This window comes from Roseovarius amoyensis, assembly GCF_003260265.1.
GTDB lineage: Bacteria > Pseudomonadota > Alphaproteobacteria > Rhodobacterales > Rhodobacteraceae > Roseovarius > Roseovarius amoyensis.
This window is the reverse complement of record NZ_QITQ01000016.1, coordinates 14115-31694: the sequence shown is the minus strand read 5'-3', so window position 1 is coordinate 31694 and position 17580 is coordinate 14115. Positions and strand designations below refer to the sequence as shown.

Here is a 17580-nt window from a genome sequence, read left to right as displayed (position 1 = left end):
GAATTCGGCAAGGATGTCCTTGCCCTGGCCCCGGCCCCGGCCGTGGCACGAGGGGATGACCCCTGTCACGCGGCAAGAGCTGACAGGTTCAATGCCTCAGCCCAGCTTGTCCTTGACCATGGGGCCGACGATACCGAAATCCATCTGCCCGGCATGGCGTTCCTTGAGCAGGCCCATGATCCGCCCCATATCGCGGATCGAGCTGGCGCCGGTTTCGGTAATCGCCTTGTCGATGGCTTGGGCGATCTCGTCCTCGGTCAGCTGCTTGGGCAGGAATTCGGAAATCACCTTGATCTCGCGGCTTTCGCGTTCGGCCAGGTCCAGCCGCCCGCCTTCTTCGTAGGCGCGCACGCTTTCCTGGCGCTGCTTGATCATCCGGGCCATGATCGCCCGGATGTCGGCATCGCTTAGCTCCGTATCGGTGTCACCGCCTGCGCCGCGCCGGGCGATATCCTGATCCTTGATGGCGGCATTGATCAGGCGCAGCGTTGCCAGTCGGGCGCTGTCCTTGTCTTTCATCGCCTGTTTCAGCGCGGCTGTTACCTGCTGTCTCAGTTCCATCGGTGGCCCATCCCCTTGACCGATTGCAAGTCTCCGACCCTACCGGAGCGCGCAGGCAGAGACAACAGCGCGAAACGCCGCGAAAGGGCTATCGTGCTTGACCCTTGCGGGCCACGCACATAGGGTCGCGCCGGCTTCACACCCCGGAGAATCCCCGCCAATGGCGCACGCCCCCCAGAACCGCCCGACCGCATGTCTTGCCCTTGCTGACGGATCGCTCTTTTACGGGCGTGGTTTCGGCGCCGAGGGGCAGGTCACCGCCGAGCTGTGTTTCAACACCGCGATGACCGGCTATCAGGAAATCATGACCGACCCGTCCTATGCCGGGCAGGTCGTCACCTTTACCTTTCCCCATGTGGGTAACGTCGGGGTCAACCCCGAGGATGACGAGACCGCCGAACCGGTGGCCGCGGGCATGGTGGTCAAGTGGGACCCGACCGAGCCCAGCAACTGGCGCGCGACCGAACGTCTGTCGGACTGGCTGGCGCGGCGCGGGCGGGTGGCGATCGGCGGGCTGGACACAAGGCGGCTGACCCGCGCGATCCGCCAGCAGGGTGCGCCGCACGTGGCGCTGGCCCATGATGCGCAGGGCAATTTCGACACCGATGCGCTGGTCGCGGCGGCGCGCGGCTTTGCCGGGCTCGAAGGGATGGACCTGGCGCGCAAGGTGACCTGCGCCCAGTCCTATCGCTGGGACGAAATGCGCTGGGCCTGGCCCGAGGGCTATGTCCGCCAGACCGAACCCCGCCACAAGGTCGTCGCCATCGACTATGGCGCCAAGCGCAACATCCTGCGCTGCCTGGCCAGCGCGGGATGCGCGGTGACCGTGATGCCCGCCACCGCCACGGCCGAGGACGTGCTGGCGCAAAACCCTGACGGGGTGTTCCTGTCGAACGGCCCGGGCGACCCGGCGGCGACCGGCGAATATGCGGTGCCGGTGATTCGCGGCATACTGGATGCGGGTCTGCCGGTGTTCGGCATCTGCCTTGGTCACCAGATGCTGGCGCTGGCGGTGGGCGCGCGGACGGTCAAGATGAACCACGGCCACCACGGCGCCAACCACCCGGTCAAGGAAATCGATACCGGCAAGGTCGAGATCACCTCGATGAACCACGGCTTTGCGGTCGACAGCCAGACCCTGCCCAAGGGGGTGGTGGAAACGCATGTGTCGCTTTTCGACGGGTCGAACTGCGGCATCCGGCTAGAGGGGCGGCCGGTCTTTTCCGTGCAGCACCACCCCGAGGCCAGCCCCGGCCCCCAGGACAGTTTTTACCTGTTCGAGCGTTTCGCGGCGTCGATGGCCGACTGACCGGCTATGCCCGGTGCCTCGACGTGCCGGGCAACATGGTTAAGCATTTGTTTACCGTTCATTAACCAACTCTTCGCATTCTGGCCCGGTTTCGGGTCAGAAGGGGCCGAAGGGCATGGGAATATCCGAGCTGCGCCGGCTGGAAATGCCGCCGGGCCTGTCTCCGGCGGGGCGCACGCCGCTGGAACGCGACCTGGTGTCGCGCGGCACCGTCAGCGATGGCGACATGCGGCTGGCGCGGCGTGTGGGGCAGGTCTGCGACGCCACGCTCGACCGTATCCTGACGGCCGAGGGGCTGGCGCAGGGCGAGGAATTGCTGGAGGCGCACGCCCGACATTTCCGCTCGCGCCGGGTGGGCGCGCTGGCGCTGGCGCAGATGCCGGTGGCGCCTGCCGGGATTGCGCCGGCCCTGTTGCTGCGCCACGGGGTGCTGCCGGTTTATGACCGTGACGGGCGCGCGGCGCTGGTCTGCCACACGCCCGAGGGGCGCGCGGCGATCCGGCCCCATCTTCCGCTCGAAATGCGCGATGCCCACACGTTGTGGGCGACGCGCGACATCATCCAGGACCGGATCGCCCAGGCCTTTCGCCCGGCGTTGAGCGCGGCGATGGTCACCCGCGTGCCCGAGGCGGAAAGCTGTCGCAGATGGGGCAGGGGGCGGCGCTTGCGGCTTGCGGCCGTGCTGGGCATGCTGGCCGCCGCCACGGTGGTTTCTGTAATGTGGCCGGGCGTGGTGCTGGCGATGCTGGCCGGCTGGGCGGTAGTCACGCTCGTGGTGGCGATTCTGTTCAAGACGGCCGCCTTCGTGGCGCGACTGGCAACGGGGCCGCAGGTGCCGGTTGCCGACCGTGCGGCTGGCGATGCGCCGCTGCCGCGCGTGTCTGTGCTGGTGCCGCTATTCAAGGAAACAGAGATCGTAAATGCGCTGGTCACGCGGCTCAGCTGCCTGACCTATCCCAAATGCCTGCTCGAGGTGATCCTCGTGCTGGAGGAAACCGACACCCGGACCCGCGATGCTCTGGCGGTGATCGACCTGCCGTCCTGGATGCGCCCGGTGGTGGTGCCCGACGGCACGCCGCGCACCAAGCCGCGGGCGATGAATTACGCGCTCGATTTCTGCGAGGGCGACATCATCGGCATCTTCGACGCCGAGGACGCGCCCGACCCCGACCAGATCACCCAGGTGGCGCGCCGGTTTCAGGCCGCGCCGCCCGACGTGGTGTGCCTGCAGGGCATCCTCGACTATTACAACCCGCGCCAGAACTGGCTGGCGCGCTGTTTTACCATCGAATATGCGGCCTGGTTCCGGCTTGTCCTGCCGGGGCTGGCGCGGCTGGGTTTTGCCATTCCGCTGGGGGGTACAACGCTGTTTTTCCGCCGCGACGCGCTGGAGGCGCTGGGCGGCTGGGACGCCCACAACGTCACCGAGGACGCCGACCTGGGCTTTCGCCTGGCCCGGCACGGGATGCGCACCGAGATGGTCGAGACGGTGACCCGCGAAGAGGCCAACTGCCTGCCCTGGCCGTGGATCAAGCAGCGGTCGCGCTGGCTGAAGGGGTACATGACCACCTACCTGGTGCACATGCGCCGCCCCCGCCTGTTGCGCCGGCAGTTAGGCACCTGGGCGTTCTTGGGCTTTCAGGCGCATTTCGTTACCGCACTGTCGCAGGTGCTGCTTGCGCCGCTCTTGTGGTCGTTCTGGCTGGTGCTGCTGGGGCTGCCGCACCCGCTGGACGCCTACCTGCCGCATGGGGTGATGCTTGGCCTCGGCGCACTGTTCCTGGCGGTTGAGGTGATCAACCTGGCGATCCACGCGACTGCCGTCAGTGGGCGGATGCACCGGCACCTGCTGCCGTGGACGCCCACCATGCATTTCTACATGCCGCTGGCGGCGGTGGCGGGATACAAGGCGCTGTATGAACTGGTGCGAAAGCCGTTCTTCTGGGACAAGACCAAGCATGGCCTGTCGCTGGGGGGGACATCAAAACCGGAAGTCCCGGTCGCAACCGAAGAACCGATCCTGCGCCGCCCGCCCGAGGCACAGTTACGCCAGGCTGTCGATCTCTCCTGAATCGAGCTTGAGCCGGGTCACGAACGCCTTGGAAATGTGTTCGCGCAGCGCCTTGCTGGCGGTGTTGGCGTCGTGCGCCTCGATCCCGGAAACGATGGCTTCGTGTTCGTTCAGCGTGTCCTCGTCCCGGCCTGCCGCCGCGAGCGACGTCGTCGCCAGCAAGGCCATCGAGCGATGCACAAGGTCGAGCTGCTGAACCAGGAACCGGTTATGCGATGCCAGGTGGATCTGCTTGTGAAAGCGCCGGTTGGCGCGCGACAGCGCCTTTGGGTCGCCGATCAGCTTGCGGTCGTGCTCGACCATGTCGCGCAGAACGCGCACCTCTTCGGCGGTGGCGTGACGGGCGGCCAGGCCAGCGGCCAGTCCTTCCAGCTCGGCGCGGACGACGTATAGCTCGGCCAGTTCGTTGTGATCGAGCGAGGCCACGATCAGGCTGCGCCCGTCGCGCGTCAGCAGCGATTGCGTCTCCAACCGTTGCAATGCTTCGCGGATGGGGGTGCGTGACACGCCGAAGCGTTCGGCAAGATCGCTTTCGACCAGCCGGTCGCCGGGCTTGTAGATGCCGGTGTCGATCGCTTCGAGGATGAGCGAATAGGCGTCCTTTATCGGAGCTTTCATTTCCCGGCCTTGTTCCTGCGGTGGCGTGACGTCAATTCCCGGAGCATATGCGCCCGGCAAGGTGGCGATCAACCCTTGCCGCGTACAGTTCGTCCTCGGGCAAGGTGCCATTGCCGCCGGGCACGCGCGGGCCTATCCTGCCCACATGCCGAAATCGCATTTCACTCATGTCGAGGCGTGGGTCTTCGACCTCGACAACACGCTCTACCCGCCGCAGGCGCGTCTCTTCGACCTGATCGAACGGCGGATGACCGATTATGTCATGACTGCGCTGGGGGTGGACCGGGCCGAGGCTGACCGCCTGCGCCATCACTACTGGGTCGAGCATGGCACCACATTGGCCGGGCTTATGCGCGAGCATGACCTCGACCCCGGCCCCTATCTGGACCATGTCCACGACATCCCGCTTGACCGGCTGGAACCCGATGCCGGGCTGGCCGCGCGCATCCGTGCGCTGCCGGGGCGCAAGATCGTCTATACCAATGGCTGCGCGCCCTATGCCGAACGGGTGCTGGCGCGGCGTGGGCTGGACGGGATATTCGACGCGGTTTTCGGCGTCGAGCACGCGGGCTATCGGCCCAAGCCAGAGCGCGCGGCGTTTGACGCGGTTTTCACAAGGGGCGGGGTGGCGCCCATGCGCGCGGCGATTTTCGAGGACGACCCGCGCAACCTGGCTGAGCCGCACGCGATGGGAATGCGCACCGTGCACGTGGCGCCACAGCGCGCGGCGGGCGCGCATATCCACCACCACACCGACGACCTGGGTGGGTTCCTGGCGCAGCTGGTCTGAGCCACCTGTCTGCGGCGAAATGCAGCGGCCAGTGCGGGTTCCATGTCGGGGTGGTTCGACTAGATGATTCCTAGAATCATCTTAACGGAGAGCCATCGATGAACGCCCCCCACAGCATTGCCCCCGAATCCGAAACCAAGGCCGATCACGACCACGAGGTTCACGACTGGCGCATGTCGCGGCAGGAGGTTCTGATCGTGGCGGTGGTCCTTGCCCTTGTCGCCCTTTGGGCGGGCGCGGTGGTATTGTGGGGTGTGCCGGGGCTGTACCTGCCGGCAGTGGCGCTGGTGCCTGTGGTCTGGCTGACGCTGCTCGCGATTTCGCGCACCTAAGGGGTGAAAGCCCTGTCCTCGCGCCGGGCCGGGTTGTGCAGGATGGCGTACGGCGATCTGGGAGGAGCGCGAGACGCGATTTCGCGCGGCCCGGCCCCGGGGGCTGGCCCCCGCCGCCGCTGCCGCCTATGTATCGGCTGACGGAGGGCGGTGCGATGACCGGGTTTGATTGCGATATCGTTGTGGCGGGCGGCGGCGTCGCCGGGCTGACGGCGGCCAGTGTCTTTGGCAAGGCCGGGTTCAGCGTGATCTGTGTCGATCCCGCCCCGCCGGTGACCGAACGCGATGCCGAGGGCGCCGACTTGCGCACCACCGCCTTTCTGCAGCCCGCCCGCGAACTGCTGGATGAGGCCGGGCTGTGGCAACGGCTGGCCGAACATGCCGCGCCGCTGCAGGTGATGCGCATCGTCGATGCCGGCGGGCCAGAGCCCGAGGCGCGGCTGATCAAGGAATTCAACGCCGCCGACATTTCAGACCTGCCGTTCGGCTGGAACCTGCCCAACTGGCTGTTACGGCGCGAGATGGTGTCCCATCTGGAAACGCTGGAGGGGGCAGAATTCCGCCCCGGCACCGGCGTCAAATCGGTCTTTACCCGCCAGAGCGGGGCGGTGGTATCGCTCAGCGATGGCACGCGGTTGCGCTGCCGGCTGGTGATCGCAGCGGACGGGCGCGATTCGGCCCTGCGCCGGGCGGCGGGGATCAGCGCAAAGACGCTGCGCTATGGACAAAAGGCGCTGGCCTTTGCCGTCACGCACCCGGTGCCGCATGACAATGTCTCGACCGAAATTCACCGCTCAGGCGGGCCGTTCACGCTGGTCCCGCTGCCCGACTACCAGGGCCGCCCGTCATCGGCTGTCGTGTGGATGGAAACGGGGCCAGAGGCGCTGCGCCTTGCCGCGCTGCCCGAGGCAGAGTTCGAGGCGGCGATGAACGAACGTTCCTGCCATGTCCTTGGCCCGCTTTCGCTGGCCTCGCGCCGGACGGTCTGGCCGATCATCGGGCGCATCGCCTCTCGCATGTGGGCCGAGCGTATGGCGCTGGTGGCCGAGGCTGCGCATGTGGTGCCGCCCATCGGCGCGCAGGGCCTGAACATGAGCCTGGCCGACATGGCGGCGCTGCTGGACCTGGCGCGCGCCGCCCCCGACCGGCTGGGCGAGGCGGAGATGCTGCAGGCCTATCACCGCCGCCGCCATCCCGACATCGCGGCGCGGGTCGCGGGGATCGACCTGCTTGACCGTGCGTCGATGGCCCACGCGCAGCCGCTGCGCGACGCGCGCGCCTTTGGTCTGGATATGCTGCACTCGATCAAGCCGGTGCGCCGGACGCTGATGCGCCTCGGGCTGGGCGTTCGGATGCGGGGCTGACGCCCCGCTACCCTCAGAGCACCTTGTCGAACACCGCCGCAAGCCGTGCCTTGGCGCCTTCGACGTCATAAAGCTTGTCGAGACCGAAAAGCCCCAGCCGGAAGGTCATGAAGCCCTCTGGCTCGTCACAGGCCAGCGGCACACCGGCCGCGATCTGCATCCCTTCTGCGGCGAACTTGCTGCCGTTCTGGATCTCCGGATCGGTGGTATAGCTGACCACCACCCCCGGCGCGCCGAATCCCTTGGCTGCGACCGAAACGACGCCCCGTTGCGCTAGCATCTCGCGCACGCCGTCGCCCAGCGCCCATTGTGCCTGGCGCAGCGCCTCGAACCCGTATTCGCGGGTCTCGGCCATGGTGTCCCGGAACGCACGCAGCGCATCGGTAGGCATGGTGGCGTGATAGGCGTGGCCGCCATCCTCGTAGGCGCGCATGATCGCGCGCCACTTTTTCAGATCCAGCGCAAAGCTGTCCGACTCGGTCGCCTCCAGCCGTGTCAGCGCGCGCTCGGACATCATCACCAACCCGGCCGAGGGCGAGGCCGACCAGCCCTTTTGCGGCGCCGAAATCAGCACGTCGACGCCGGTCCGGCCCATGTCGACCCAGGCGCAGCCCGAGGCGATGCAGTCCAGCACCATCAGCGCGCCGACCTCGTGCGCGGCCGTGGCCAGCCGGGTGATATAGTCGTCGGGCAGGATGATCCCGGCAGAGGTTTCCACATGCGGGGCGAACACCACATCCGGCCGGGCGTCGCGGATCTGCGCCTCGACCTCTTCGATCGGGGCGGGGGCAAAGGGCGCCTGCGGGCCATTGCCGGTCTGCCGGGCCATGCAGACGGTGGTCTTGCCGGCAAAGCCGCCGGTCTCGAATATCTGCGACCAGCGATAGGAGAACCAGCCGTTGCGCACGATCAGCGCATGCGCATCGTTGCCGAACTGGCGCGCCACAGACTCCATCCCGTAGGTGCCGCCGCCGGGAACGATGGCCACGCCATCGGCGCTGTAGACCTCTTTCAGCATGTCCGCGATGTCGCGCATCACCTGCTGAAACGCCTTGCTCATGTGATTGAGGGATCGGTCGGTGAAAACGACGGAATACTCAAGCAACCCGTCCGGGTCGATGTCATCACGCAGCGCGGTCATGGGCCTGTCTCCCTGGTATGTCATGCCAGTGCTAGCGCGCCTGATGGCCGGAGGCAAAGCGATTGTTCCGCCTCGCCCTCAGCCAATCGGGCCGGGGCGGCGTTCCTCGCTCAGCAGCACGTTGGCCTCGACCTCGCCCACGCCGGGCAGCATCATGATGCGCCGCCGCAGGACACGTTCGAAATCGGGGATGTCGCGCGCCACCACCCGCAGGCGATAGTCGAACAGCCCCAGGATATGTTCGATTGTCTGTACCTCGGGGATGGCCGTGACCGCGCGTTCGAACTCGGCGATGCCGACGCGGCCCTTGGTCGCCAGCTTGACGCCCAGGAACACCGACACGCCGAAACCCAGCCTTTCGGTGTCCAGGTCCAGCCGCAACCCCTTGATCGCGCCGCTTTCGTGCAGGCGGTGGATGCGCCGCCAGGCGGCGGGCTGCGACAGGCCCAGCTTGCGCCCCAGCGCGCTGGCGCTCTGGGTGGCGTCGCGCTCCAGCTCGCGCAAGAGCTGCCGGTCGGTGGTGTCCAGCTCGATCACAGCGGCAGCACCTCCTGCGTCTTGATCTGCGCGACATGCATCAGCGCCTCGACATCGGCGATATGCGGCAGCCCCAGGATGGCGCTGCGATAGATCTGCTGATAATGCCCCATGTCGCGGGCGACGACCGCCAGCCGCAGGTCCACCCGGCCCAGGAAGGTCTGTATCTCGATCACCTCGGGCACCTGCCGCGCCGCTTCCAGGAATTCGTCGAAGGCGCGCGGGTCGGATTTCTCCAGCGACACGCGCAGCGACACCTCGACCTCGTAACCCAGCGCCCGCCAGTCGATCACCGCGCGCACCCCGCGCAGGATGCCGTCGGCGCGCAGCCGTTCCAGCCTGCGCGCGCAGGTGGCGGGTGTCAGCCCGGCGCGCGCGGCCAGGTCGGCATTGGCCAGCCCGGGGTCGTGCTGGTAGTGGCGCAAAATCCATCGGTCGGTGTCGTCAAGCATGATTTTCTCAAAAATGTTTCTTTCTGGTTATAAATACCCAAAAATATAACGGGAAACACCCTTAATCGCATTCATGTTTCCGTGTGCGCCCGGTATTCTGCGCCGCGAGGAAACCCGCACCAGAGGAGCATGCGAAATGCGCGTCTATTACGATCGCGACTGCGATATCAATCTCATCAAGGACAAGAAGGTCGCCATTCTGGGCTATGGCAGCCAGGGCCATGCCCACGCGCTGAACCTGCGCGATTCGGGCGCGAAAAATCTCGTCGTTGCCCTGCGCGAGGGCTCTGCCAGCGCCAAGAAGGCCGAGGGCGAAGGCCTCAAGGTGATGGGCATTGCCGAGGCCGCCGCCTGGTGCGACCTGATGATGTTCACCATGCCTGACGAGCTGCAGGCAGAGACCTATCGCAAATACGTCCACGACAACATCCGCCCCGGCGCGGCGATTGCATTTGCCCACGGGCTGAACATCCATTTCGGCCTGATCGAGCCGAAAGAGGGCATCGACGTCATCATGATGGCGCCCAAGGGGCCCGGCCACACCGTGCGCGGCGAATACGTCAAGGGCGGCGGCGTGCCCTGCCTGGTGGCGGTCGACACCGATGCCTCGGGCCGGGCGCTGGAACTGGGCCTATCCTATTGCTCGGCCATCGGCGGCGGGCGCTCGGGCGTCATCGAGACCACCTTCCGCGAAGAATGCGAGACCGACCTCTTCGGTGAACAGGCGGTTCTGTGCGGCGGTTTGGTCGAGCTGATCCGCATGGGCTTTGAAACCCTGGTCGAGGCCGGTTATGCCCCGGAAATGGCCTATTTCGAGTGCCTGCACGAGGTCAAGCTGATCGTCGATCTGATCTATGAAGGCGGCATTGCCAACATGAACTACTCGATCTCGAACACCGCCGAGTACGGCGAATACGTCTCGGGCCCTCGCGTTCTGCCGCGCGAGCGCACCAAGGCCGAGATGAAGGCCATTCTGCACGACATCCAGACCGGTGCCTTCGTGCGTGACTTCATGCAGGAAAACGCCGTCGGCCAGCCCTTCTTCAAAGGCACGCGCCGGATGAACGACGCCCACCAGATCGAACAGGTCGGCGAAAAGCTGCGCGCCATGATGCCGTGGATTTCGGCCGGCAAGATGGTCGACCGGGAAAAGAACTGATGGCTGTCATCTGACAACCGATGCGAGGGGCGGCCGGCTGCGGCTGCCCCTTTTTCTTGGCGTTTCAACTGGACCACCACGATGCAGGACATCCGCCCCGTCAACTGGCTGCGCATCACCGCCCTCGGTATCATCTGGGGGGCGTCCTTCATGTCCACGACCGTAGCCTTGCAGGGGACGGGACCGCTGATGGTGGTGGCGATACGGCTGTGCCTGGGGGCGGCGCTGCTGGTGTCGATCGCCTATGCCACCGGTCACGGCCTGCCTCCCTTGCGGGGTCGCACGGCGGGGCGGATCTGGATATCTGTTCTGGCGCTGGCGCTTTGTTCCAATGCCATCCCCTTTGCGCTGCTCAGTTGGGGGCAGCAGGTCGTTGCCTCGGGCTTTGCCGGGGTTTGCATGGCGGCGGTGCCGCTGCTGATCCTGCCGCTGGCGCATGTCCTCGTTCCCGGCGAACGGCTGAGCCTGCGGCGGCTGGCGGGCCTATTGATCGGCACGGTCGGGGTGGTGGTGCTGATCGGCGCCGGCGCGTTCCGCTCGACCGGCGATGACCTGGAACTGCTGGCCCGGCTGGCCTGTATCGGCGCGGCGTGCGGCTATGCCGTGGGGGCGATCCTGACACGCCTGTGCCCGGCCGTCGATCTGCTGGCACTGGCGGCGGCGGTGCTGCTGGTGGCGGCTGTGGTGTTCACGCCCTATGCACTTTATGTCGAGGGTCTGCCGCAGGCGATGCCGTTGAAGAGTGCTCTGGCGCTGTTGTTTCTGGGGCTCTTTCCGACAGGTGCAGCGCAGGTGCTGCTGGTGCATGTCATCCGCGATGCCGGTCCGGTCTTCATGAGCCTTGTCAATTACCAGGTGCCGGTGTGGTCGGTCATCTTCGGCGTGACGTTGCTGGCCGAGCCGCTGCCGCCCAGCCTGCTGCTGGCGATGGTGCTGATCCTGTCCGGCGTGGTGCTGAGCCAGCTTGGCGCGTTGTCGCGGCTCTTTCGGCGGGGATAGGGCGGCGGGTGTCGCCGGATCAGCCTGTTATCCCCGGCATCACCGCCTGCCACAGCCGCAGCGCCTGCGCGGTTTCGGCCACGTCGTGGACCCGCAGCATCTGCACCCCCTGTGCCACCCCCGCCAGCGCCACCGCGATTGAGCCCGGTGTGCGGTCGGCTGCGTTTTCCGCCCCGCCCAGCGTGCCGATGAACCGCTTGCGCGACACCCCCAGCAGCACCGCACACCCCAGCGCGTGAAAGAGTGCGAGATTGCGCAGCAGGTCTAGGTTGTGTTCCAGCGTCTTGCCAAAACCGATGCCGGGGTCGACCACGATGCGCGCGCGGGGGATGCCCGCTGCCTCCAACGCCTTTATGCGCCCTTCCAGCCAGTCATAGACATCCAGCACCACGTCGTCATAGCGCGGGTCTTTCTGCATCACCTCGGGCGTGCCCTGGGCGTGCATGACGCAGACCGGCAGGCCGGTTTCGGCGCAAAAGGGGGCAAGTTCGGGATCAAAGGTCAGCCCGGCGACATCGTTGACGAAATTCGCGCCGGCCTGATGCGCGGTGCGGGCCACGGAGGCCTTGCGCGTGTCGATGGAAATAGGCGCGTCACAGCCGGCGCGAATGGCGGCAATGACCGGGGCGGTGCGGCTGATCTCGTCCGCCACCGGCACCAGCGCCGCGCCCGGACGGGTCGATTCGCCACCCACGTCGATGAGGTCGGCCCCATCCGCCAGCATGGCGCGGGCATGGGCCAGTGCGGTGTCAGGTGCGTTGTGCCGTCCGCCATCGGAAAAGCTGTCGGGCGTGACGTTCAGGATGCCCATCAGGCGCGGCATGCCCAGGTTCAGCCCGGCAATGGCCGCGCGCGGGGCGGTGAGGCGCGCCAGAACATCGGCGGGAATATCCCGCGCCGGCACCAGCCGTGACGGGGCATCGCGTTGCAACACTTCGACGGTGTCGAACCAGCACCAGCCCCCGGCAAGCCGCTGCGCCCCCTCGGGGCGGGCATGGTCGGTGCGGGGGATGGGACGGAAATAGGTCATGGCATCATGTCCGCTGTGGTGGTGATCGGGGCAGCGGCCAGTTCCTACAGCCCCGATTGCGCAATGTCCTGCAACAGCACCGGCACGGCACAGGCCTTTGGCGGCGCGGCGCCGATCACCAGCAGGTCGGATGCGCCGATATGGCCGGCGAACCAGGCTGACAGCGCCACCGGGTCGTCGGGGCCGGACGCGGGGCCGTCGACCGCGTCCAGCACGATCTTGGACGGCGCCCAGACGCTGATCTGGCCGTGTTTCATCGACCAGTCCAGTTCGGTGCGCGTGCCCACCACCACGCAGCGGTGGTCGCGGGCGGCCAGCATCCAGGCGTTCTGTTCCAGCGCCAGCAGGTCAATGCGCCGCTGGGTCATCTTGTGGCCGGTCCGGGGTATGGGCGTGTCGGCGGACCCGACGCACAGGATCACCGGTTCGGCGCGGGCCTCGAGCTGGTCGAGCCAGTTGCCGAGATTGGGCGAGGCGATCGCGTCGTTGCCCAGAAAGACGACATGCGGGCGGGGCGCGCTGTCGGGCTGCGGGCTGATCGGGCGGGTGCGCAGGTCGGCGATCGAGCGCACGATCTCGACCCCCAGCGCGCCGGGGCCGCGGTCGAGCTTTTCGATACGCACGAAGGTGCGCACCGCGCGTGGTTCCAGCAGGATGCGTTCGGCGATGCGTTCGGCCAGTGTTTCGAGCAGGTTGAGCCGCTCTTCGGCCAGCGCCGCCTCGATCGCCTCGGTCACCTTGTCGTAGCTCAGGATGCGGTCGACATCGTCGTCGATGGGGTCGCCCTGCGGGCGCACCTCGACCACCACGTTGAAACTGACACGCTGTGTGGTGCCGCGCTCTGCCTGAAAGGCGCCGATCTCGACCTCGACGATATGATCGCGCACCGAGATACGGTCGAGCGGGCCATCGGGCGCGGTGGCGTCGGCCCGCGCGTCGGGGTGCTCGAATGCGAGGCGGATCTCGTTGGACATTTCCTTGTCCTTTCCCGGGGGGCAGTGCCGCGGGGGATAGCATGCGCTGTCCCGGCGGGGAAAGGACGAATGCGACGGCTGCGCAGCCGGACGCGGCAGGATTGAGGATAGGGGCCCGCCAGGTCGTGCGCTGTTTCCGGCATCCCGGGGTCCGTAACGAAAACAGGCCCCGGAATGATCCGGGGCCTGTCCGATTGTCATGAGCCGCTGCACCTAGTGTGCGTGGCCCTTGTCCCAGTCTTCCTGCTTGGGCAGGATTTCAAAGGTGTGCTCGGGCGGGGGCGAGGACACCGTCCATTCCAGCGTGTCGGCGTATTCGTTCCAGTAATTCGCCTGCGTCACCCGCGCCCCGCGGAAGAGCGAGTAGAACACCACACCGAGGAAGAACACGAACGACGCGAAGGCGATGAAGGCGCCCAGCGACGACCACCAGTTCCAGTAGGCGAACGCCTCGGGGTAGTCGATATAGCGCCGCGGCATGCCCTGCCGTCCCAGAAAGTGCTGCGGGAAGAAGGTCAGGTTCGAGCCGATGAACATCATCCAGAAATGCAGCTTGGCCGCCCATTCGGGGTATTGCCGTCCGGTGAACTTGCCGAAGTAGAAATAGACCCCGGCAAAGATGGCAAAGACGGCGCCAAGGCTCATCACATAGTGGAAGTGCGCCACGACATAATAGGTGTCGTGATAGGCCCGGTCGACGCCGGCCTGCGACAGGACGATGCCCGTGACGCCGCCCACGGTGAAGAGAAACAGGAACCCGAAGGCCCACAGCATCGGCGCCTTCAGTTCGATCGAGCCGCCCCACATGGTGGCGATCCAGGAGAACACCTTGATGCCCGTGGGCACCGCGATCACCATCGTGGCCAGCATGAAATAGCTCTGCTGGCTGACCGACAGCCCCACCGTGTACATGTGGTGCGCCCAGACGATAAAGCCCAGAACCCCGATCGCGATCATCGCCCAGACCATCGGCAGGTAGCCGAAGATCGGCTTGCGCGAGAAGGTGGAGATGACGTGGCTGATGATGCCGAAGCCGGGGATGATGATGATATAGACCTCGGGATGCCCGAAGAACCACAGGATGTGCTGGTACAGCACCGGGTCGCCGCCACCGGCGGGATCAAAGAAGGTGGTGCCGAAATTGCGGTCGGTCAGCAGCATGGTGATGGCACCGGCCAGCACCGGCAGCGCCAGCAGGATCATCCAGGCGGTGACAAAGATCGACCACGAAAACAGCGGCACCTTGAACAGGGTCATGCCCGGCGCGCGCATGTTCAGGAAGGTGGTGATCATGTTGATCGCGCCCAGGATCGACGACGCGCCCGACAGGTGCACGGCAAAGATCGCCAGGTCCATCGACATGCCCGCCTCGGAGGTCGAAAGCGGCGGGTAGAGCACCCAGCCCACGCCCGAACCCAACTGGCTGTTGCCGCCTGGGCTGAGAAGCGAGGCAACCCCCAGCCCGACACCGGCAACGTACATCCAGTAGCTGAGGTTGTTCATCCGCGGGAACGCCATGTCCGGCGCGCCGATCTGCAGCGGCATCAGGAAGTTGCCAAAGCCGCCGAACAGCGCCGGGATGACCACGAAGAACATCATCAGCACGCCGTGATAGGTGATCATCACGTTCCACAGGTGCCCGTTGGGCGTGCATTCGCCCGCCGCGGCGGCCGTCAGGCGCGCCCCTTCGAGACACATGTACTGCACGCCGGGATGCATCAGTTCCATCCGCATGTAGACGGTGAAGAGAACCGCGACCAACCCGGCCGCAGCCGCGGTGACCAGGTAGAGGATCCCGATGTCCTTGTGGTTGGTGGACATGAACCAGCGGGTAAAGAAACCGCGCGTGTCGTCGTGTCCGTGGCCGTGAATGGCTGCGTCCGCCATTGGTTGCCTCCTGCAGGTTATAGACAAGCGCGCCGCCGGTCGCCCGGGCCGCGTCAGATTGTGGTGTTTCTAGAATGTGTCGGGGGGCAGGGCAATCCGAGAATTTGACGCAGATCAAAAATTCGCGAACCGTGCCGCGCCCGCAATGGCCGGTAGCAGATCAGTTTGCAGGCGGCGGGAATGCCTGCGCAAAGGTCTGTTTCAGCGCCACGTCCAGATCGCCCATCTCGACCGGCAGACCCAGATCGACAAGGCTGGTCACGCCGTGTTCGTTGATGCCGCAGGGCACGATGCCGGAAAAATGGCCGAGATCCGGTTCGACATTGATCGACAGCCCATGAAAGCTGATCCATTTGCGCATCCGAATGCCGATGGCGGCGATCTTGTCCTCTTGCCGTTCGCCCGTGGGCATCAGGGGCTTGTCGTCGCGCACCACCCACACGCCGACGCGTCCGGGGCGGATTTCTCCGCGCACGTTGAAGCGGTCGAGCGTGGCGATCACCCAGTTTTCAAGCGCCGATACAAAGCGGCGCACATCGCGCCCGCGCCGGCCGACATCCAGCATGACATAGACCACCCGCTGGCCGGGGCCGTGATAGGTGTACTGTCCGCCACGCCGGGTCTGGTAGACAGGAAATCGGTCAGGATCGCACAGATCAGCAGGGTCTGCCGCTGGACCGGCGGTGTAAAGCGGCGGGTGTTCGAGCAGCCAGATCGCCTCGCGCGCTGTTCCGGCAGCGATTCGGCCAACCCTGGCCTCCATCTCGGCAATGGCGTCGGGATAGGGCACCGGCGCCTCGGATCGGTACCATTCCACGCCCGGCAACGGGGCACTACTGAGGGGTTTCTGGCTCATATGGGCGATCCGGATATGTAGGATATGGGATTCATGGTAATATCAAGTAAGGTTGGTCGGGACTCACTAGGGGAGATGTCAGATGTTTTCAAAAAGAATTGCATTAAGCATGCTGGCGGCGGCCATCGCGGCCACGCCTGCGACGCGGGCGGCGGCGGATCTTGCGGACGGGCTCGTCGGCGGGCTTGTTGGTGGCGCGGTCAGCGGAATCATTGTCAATGAAAGCGCCAAGGCGCGCGAACGCCGGACTGCGCCGCGGCGGGTATACCGGGCGCCGGTCAACACCGTGGCGCGCCAGCAGGTGATCGAGGAACAGACAGCGCTGAACTATTTCGGCTTTCCCGCCGGAACGCCGGATGGCGTGCGGGGGCGCAATACCCGCAACGCCGCGGCGCAGTTTCAGGCGCATATGGGCTATCCCGCCACCGGCAACATGACCGAGTATGAGCGCCAGTTCCTGGTCTCTTCCTACTTTCGCGCCCAGACCAACCCGACCCTTACCGCACAGCTTGTCGCCCAGCGTGGCATGGGGCAGCGGGGCCTGTTGCACGCCTATCGGGACGAGGCTGCGGGCATGATGACCCCGGGCGCGACCGGCGGCGGGTCGGTGATGGTTTCGAAACCCACCCAGGGCGCGGATGCCGGCACCGGCGCGACCATGGCCGCGTTGCCCAACCTGATGGGCGATGGCAGCGACGGCCCGTCGCTGGCGTCGCATTGCAACCAGGTCAGCCTGGTGACCAGCTCCAACGGCGGCTTTGTCACCGCCGCGTCGATGGGCGATCCGCGCTTTGCGCTGAATGAACAGTTCTGCCTGGCGCGGACCTATGCGATCTCGTCGGGCGAGGCGGCTGCGGCCAACCTGTCGGGCGTCAACAACGCCCAGCTCGAAGAACAGTGCGGCGCCATCGGCCCGGCGATGCGTGATCACGTCGCGGCCCTGTCGCTGGAACCGCGCGACGCGGTGCTCGACGACGTGCGTGGGTTCGTGCTCGAATCGGGGCAGTCGCCGGCGCAGCTGTCCGGCACCGCCAAGATCTGCCTGTCGGTCGGGTATCGCACCGACAACATGGATGTGGCGCTGGGCTCGGCCCTGCTGCTGACCGGTCTGGGCGAGGACGCCTATAGCGAGCTGATCGGCCACCACCTGAACGAGGGCTTCGGCACCACTCGCCGGCCCGACCTGGCCATGGCCTGGTACGAGGCGGGCATCACCTCGGTCGAGCGCAGCGGCGAGCCGGTCTTTGCCCCGGGCAGCCCGGAACGTACCGACCTGATCCGCAAGGCGGTCTTTACCGAACAGTCGTCGGGGGCGCAGCAGGGTACGGAGAGCGTCAAGCCGGCAGCGACCCTGCCGACCTTCAGCACCACCGACTGAGCGATCACACCGGTCATGCACCGCCGCGGCGCCGATGGTGTCGCGGCGGTTTGCATTTCCGGGGCAGGCAGGCGCGATTTGCCCCTTCACAAGCGCGCAGCGATTGCGTATACGCCGCCCCA

The 17580-nt window shown here is 66.3% G+C and carries 17 protein-coding genes; 8 read left to right on the top strand and 9 right to left on the bottom strand.

The annotated features are described in order from the left end of the window. Positions 1-96: 96 nt before the first annotated feature. The gene (locus tag DL899_RS13435) at positions 97-561 is read right to left on the bottom strand and encodes a GatB/YqeY domain-containing protein (RefSeq protein ID WP_111734876.1); all 465 of its coding nucleotides are present in this window, start codon (positions 559-561) and stop codon (positions 97-99) included. Between the two features lie 160 nt (positions 562-721). Between DL899_RS13435 and carA the strand changes: the two genes are divergently transcribed. Further along, entirely contained in the window at positions 722-1870 is a 1149-nt protein-coding gene (gene carA, locus DL899_RS13430; protein ID WP_111734875.1) for a glutamine-hydrolyzing carbamoyl-phosphate synthase small subunit, read from the top strand. Between the two features lie 115 nt (positions 1871-1985). Beyond that, a complete protein-coding gene (locus DL899_RS13425) occupies positions 1986-3941 on the top strand; it encodes a glycosyltransferase (RefSeq protein ID WP_111734874.1) in 1956 nt (651 codons plus the stop codon). Here DL899_RS13425 and DL899_RS13420 read toward each other — a convergent pair. After that, on the bottom strand, positions 3915-4559 hold the full coding sequence (locus DL899_RS13420) for a GntR family transcriptional regulator (protein WP_111734873.1): 645 nt from the start codon (positions 4557-4559) through the stop codon (positions 3915-3917). The two genes, DL899_RS13425 and DL899_RS13420, sit on opposite strands and share 27 nt — an antisense overlap. Positions 4560-4704: 145 nt before the next feature. Here DL899_RS13420 and DL899_RS13415 point away from each other — a divergent pair, with 145 nt between their 5' ends. The 3 genes from DL899_RS13415 to DL899_RS13405 all read left to right on the top strand — a co-directional run bounded on the left by DL899_RS13415 (position 4705) and on the right by DL899_RS13405 (position 7045). Next, positions 4705-5349 carry a pyrimidine 5'-nucleotidase gene (locus DL899_RS13415; protein WP_111734872.1) on the top strand — a complete coding sequence of 215 codons (645 nt, stop codon included), beginning with the start codon at positions 4705-4707 and terminating at the stop codon, positions 5347-5349. 98 nt (positions 5350-5447) lie between these two features. Further along, the gene (locus tag DL899_RS13410; protein WP_111734871.1) at positions 5448-5681 is read left to right on the top strand and encodes a hypothetical protein; all 234 of its coding nucleotides are present in this window, start codon (positions 5448-5450) and stop codon (positions 5679-5681) included. A gap of 155 nt (positions 5682-5836) precedes the next feature. Continuing rightward, the gene (locus tag DL899_RS13405) at positions 5837-7045 is read left to right on the top strand and encodes a UbiH/UbiF family hydroxylase (RefSeq protein ID WP_111734913.1); all 1209 of its coding nucleotides are present in this window, start codon (positions 5837-5839) and stop codon (positions 7043-7045) included. Between the two features lie 13 nt (positions 7046-7058). Here the strand turns inward: DL899_RS13405 and DL899_RS13400 are convergent, their stop codons facing one another. The 3 genes from DL899_RS13400 to DL899_RS13390 all read right to left on the bottom strand — a co-directional run bounded on the left by DL899_RS13400 (position 7059) and on the right by DL899_RS13390 (position 9175). Then, entirely contained in the window at positions 7059-8186 is a 1128-nt protein-coding gene (locus DL899_RS13400) for an aminotransferase class V-fold PLP-dependent enzyme (protein WP_111734870.1), read from the bottom strand. A gap of 78 nt (positions 8187-8264) precedes the next feature. Then, the gene (locus DL899_RS13395) at positions 8265-8723 is read right to left on the bottom strand and encodes an Lrp/AsnC family transcriptional regulator (protein WP_111734869.1); all 459 of its coding nucleotides are present in this window, start codon (positions 8721-8723) and stop codon (positions 8265-8267) included. Beyond that, on the bottom strand, positions 8720-9175 hold the full coding sequence (locus tag DL899_RS13390; protein ID WP_111734868.1) for an Lrp/AsnC family transcriptional regulator: 456 nt from the start codon (positions 9173-9175) through the stop codon (positions 8720-8722). The genes DL899_RS13395 and DL899_RS13390 overlap by 4 nt, the downstream gene beginning before the upstream one ends. A 136-nt stretch (positions 9176-9311) precedes the next feature. Between DL899_RS13390 and ilvC the strand changes: the two genes are divergently transcribed. Beyond that, a complete protein-coding gene (gene ilvC, locus DL899_RS13385; protein ID WP_111734867.1) occupies positions 9312-10334 on the top strand; it encodes a ketol-acid reductoisomerase in 1023 nt (340 codons plus the stop codon). Positions 10335-10415: 81 nt separating this feature from the next. Then, positions 10416-11333, top strand: a complete 918-nt coding sequence (locus DL899_RS13380; RefSeq protein ID WP_111734866.1) for a DMT family transporter — start codon at positions 10416-10418, stop codon at positions 11331-11333. Positions 11334-11352: 19 nt separating this feature from the next. On the opposite strand, the gene folP is transcribed toward DL899_RS13380, so the two are convergent. From folP to lipB, 4 genes are all read right to left on the bottom strand, one after another. Beyond that, positions 11353-12363 carry a dihydropteroate synthase gene (gene folP, locus DL899_RS13375; RefSeq protein ID WP_111734865.1) on the bottom strand — a complete coding sequence of 337 codons (1011 nt, stop codon included), beginning with the start codon at positions 12361-12363 and terminating at the stop codon, positions 11353-11355. A 44-nt stretch (positions 12364-12407) separates the two neighbouring features. Then, positions 12408-13337, bottom strand: a complete 930-nt coding sequence (locus tag DL899_RS13370; protein ID WP_111734864.1) for a dihydroneopterin aldolase — start codon at positions 13335-13337, stop codon at positions 12408-12410. A 213-nt stretch (positions 13338-13550) separates the two neighbouring features. Then, positions 13551-15224, bottom strand: a complete 1674-nt coding sequence (locus tag DL899_RS13365) for a cytochrome c oxidase subunit I (RefSeq protein WP_111734863.1) — start codon at positions 15222-15224, stop codon at positions 13551-13553. Positions 15225-15384: 160 nt separating this feature from the next. Continuing rightward, positions 15385-16080, bottom strand: coding sequence for a lipoyl(octanoyl) transferase LipB (lipB, locus tag DL899_RS13360; protein ID WP_111734862.1), 696 nt, complete (start codon positions 16078-16080; stop codon positions 15385-15387). Positions 16081-16189: 109 nt separating this feature from the next. Here lipB and DL899_RS13355 point away from each other — a divergent pair, with 109 nt between their 5' ends. Continuing rightward, positions 16190-17458 carry a peptidoglycan-binding domain-containing protein gene (locus DL899_RS13355; protein ID WP_239494706.1) on the top strand — a complete coding sequence of 423 codons (1269 nt, stop codon included), beginning with the start codon at positions 16190-16192 and terminating at the stop codon, positions 17456-17458. The last annotated feature ends 122 nt before the right edge of the window (positions 17459-17580 follow it).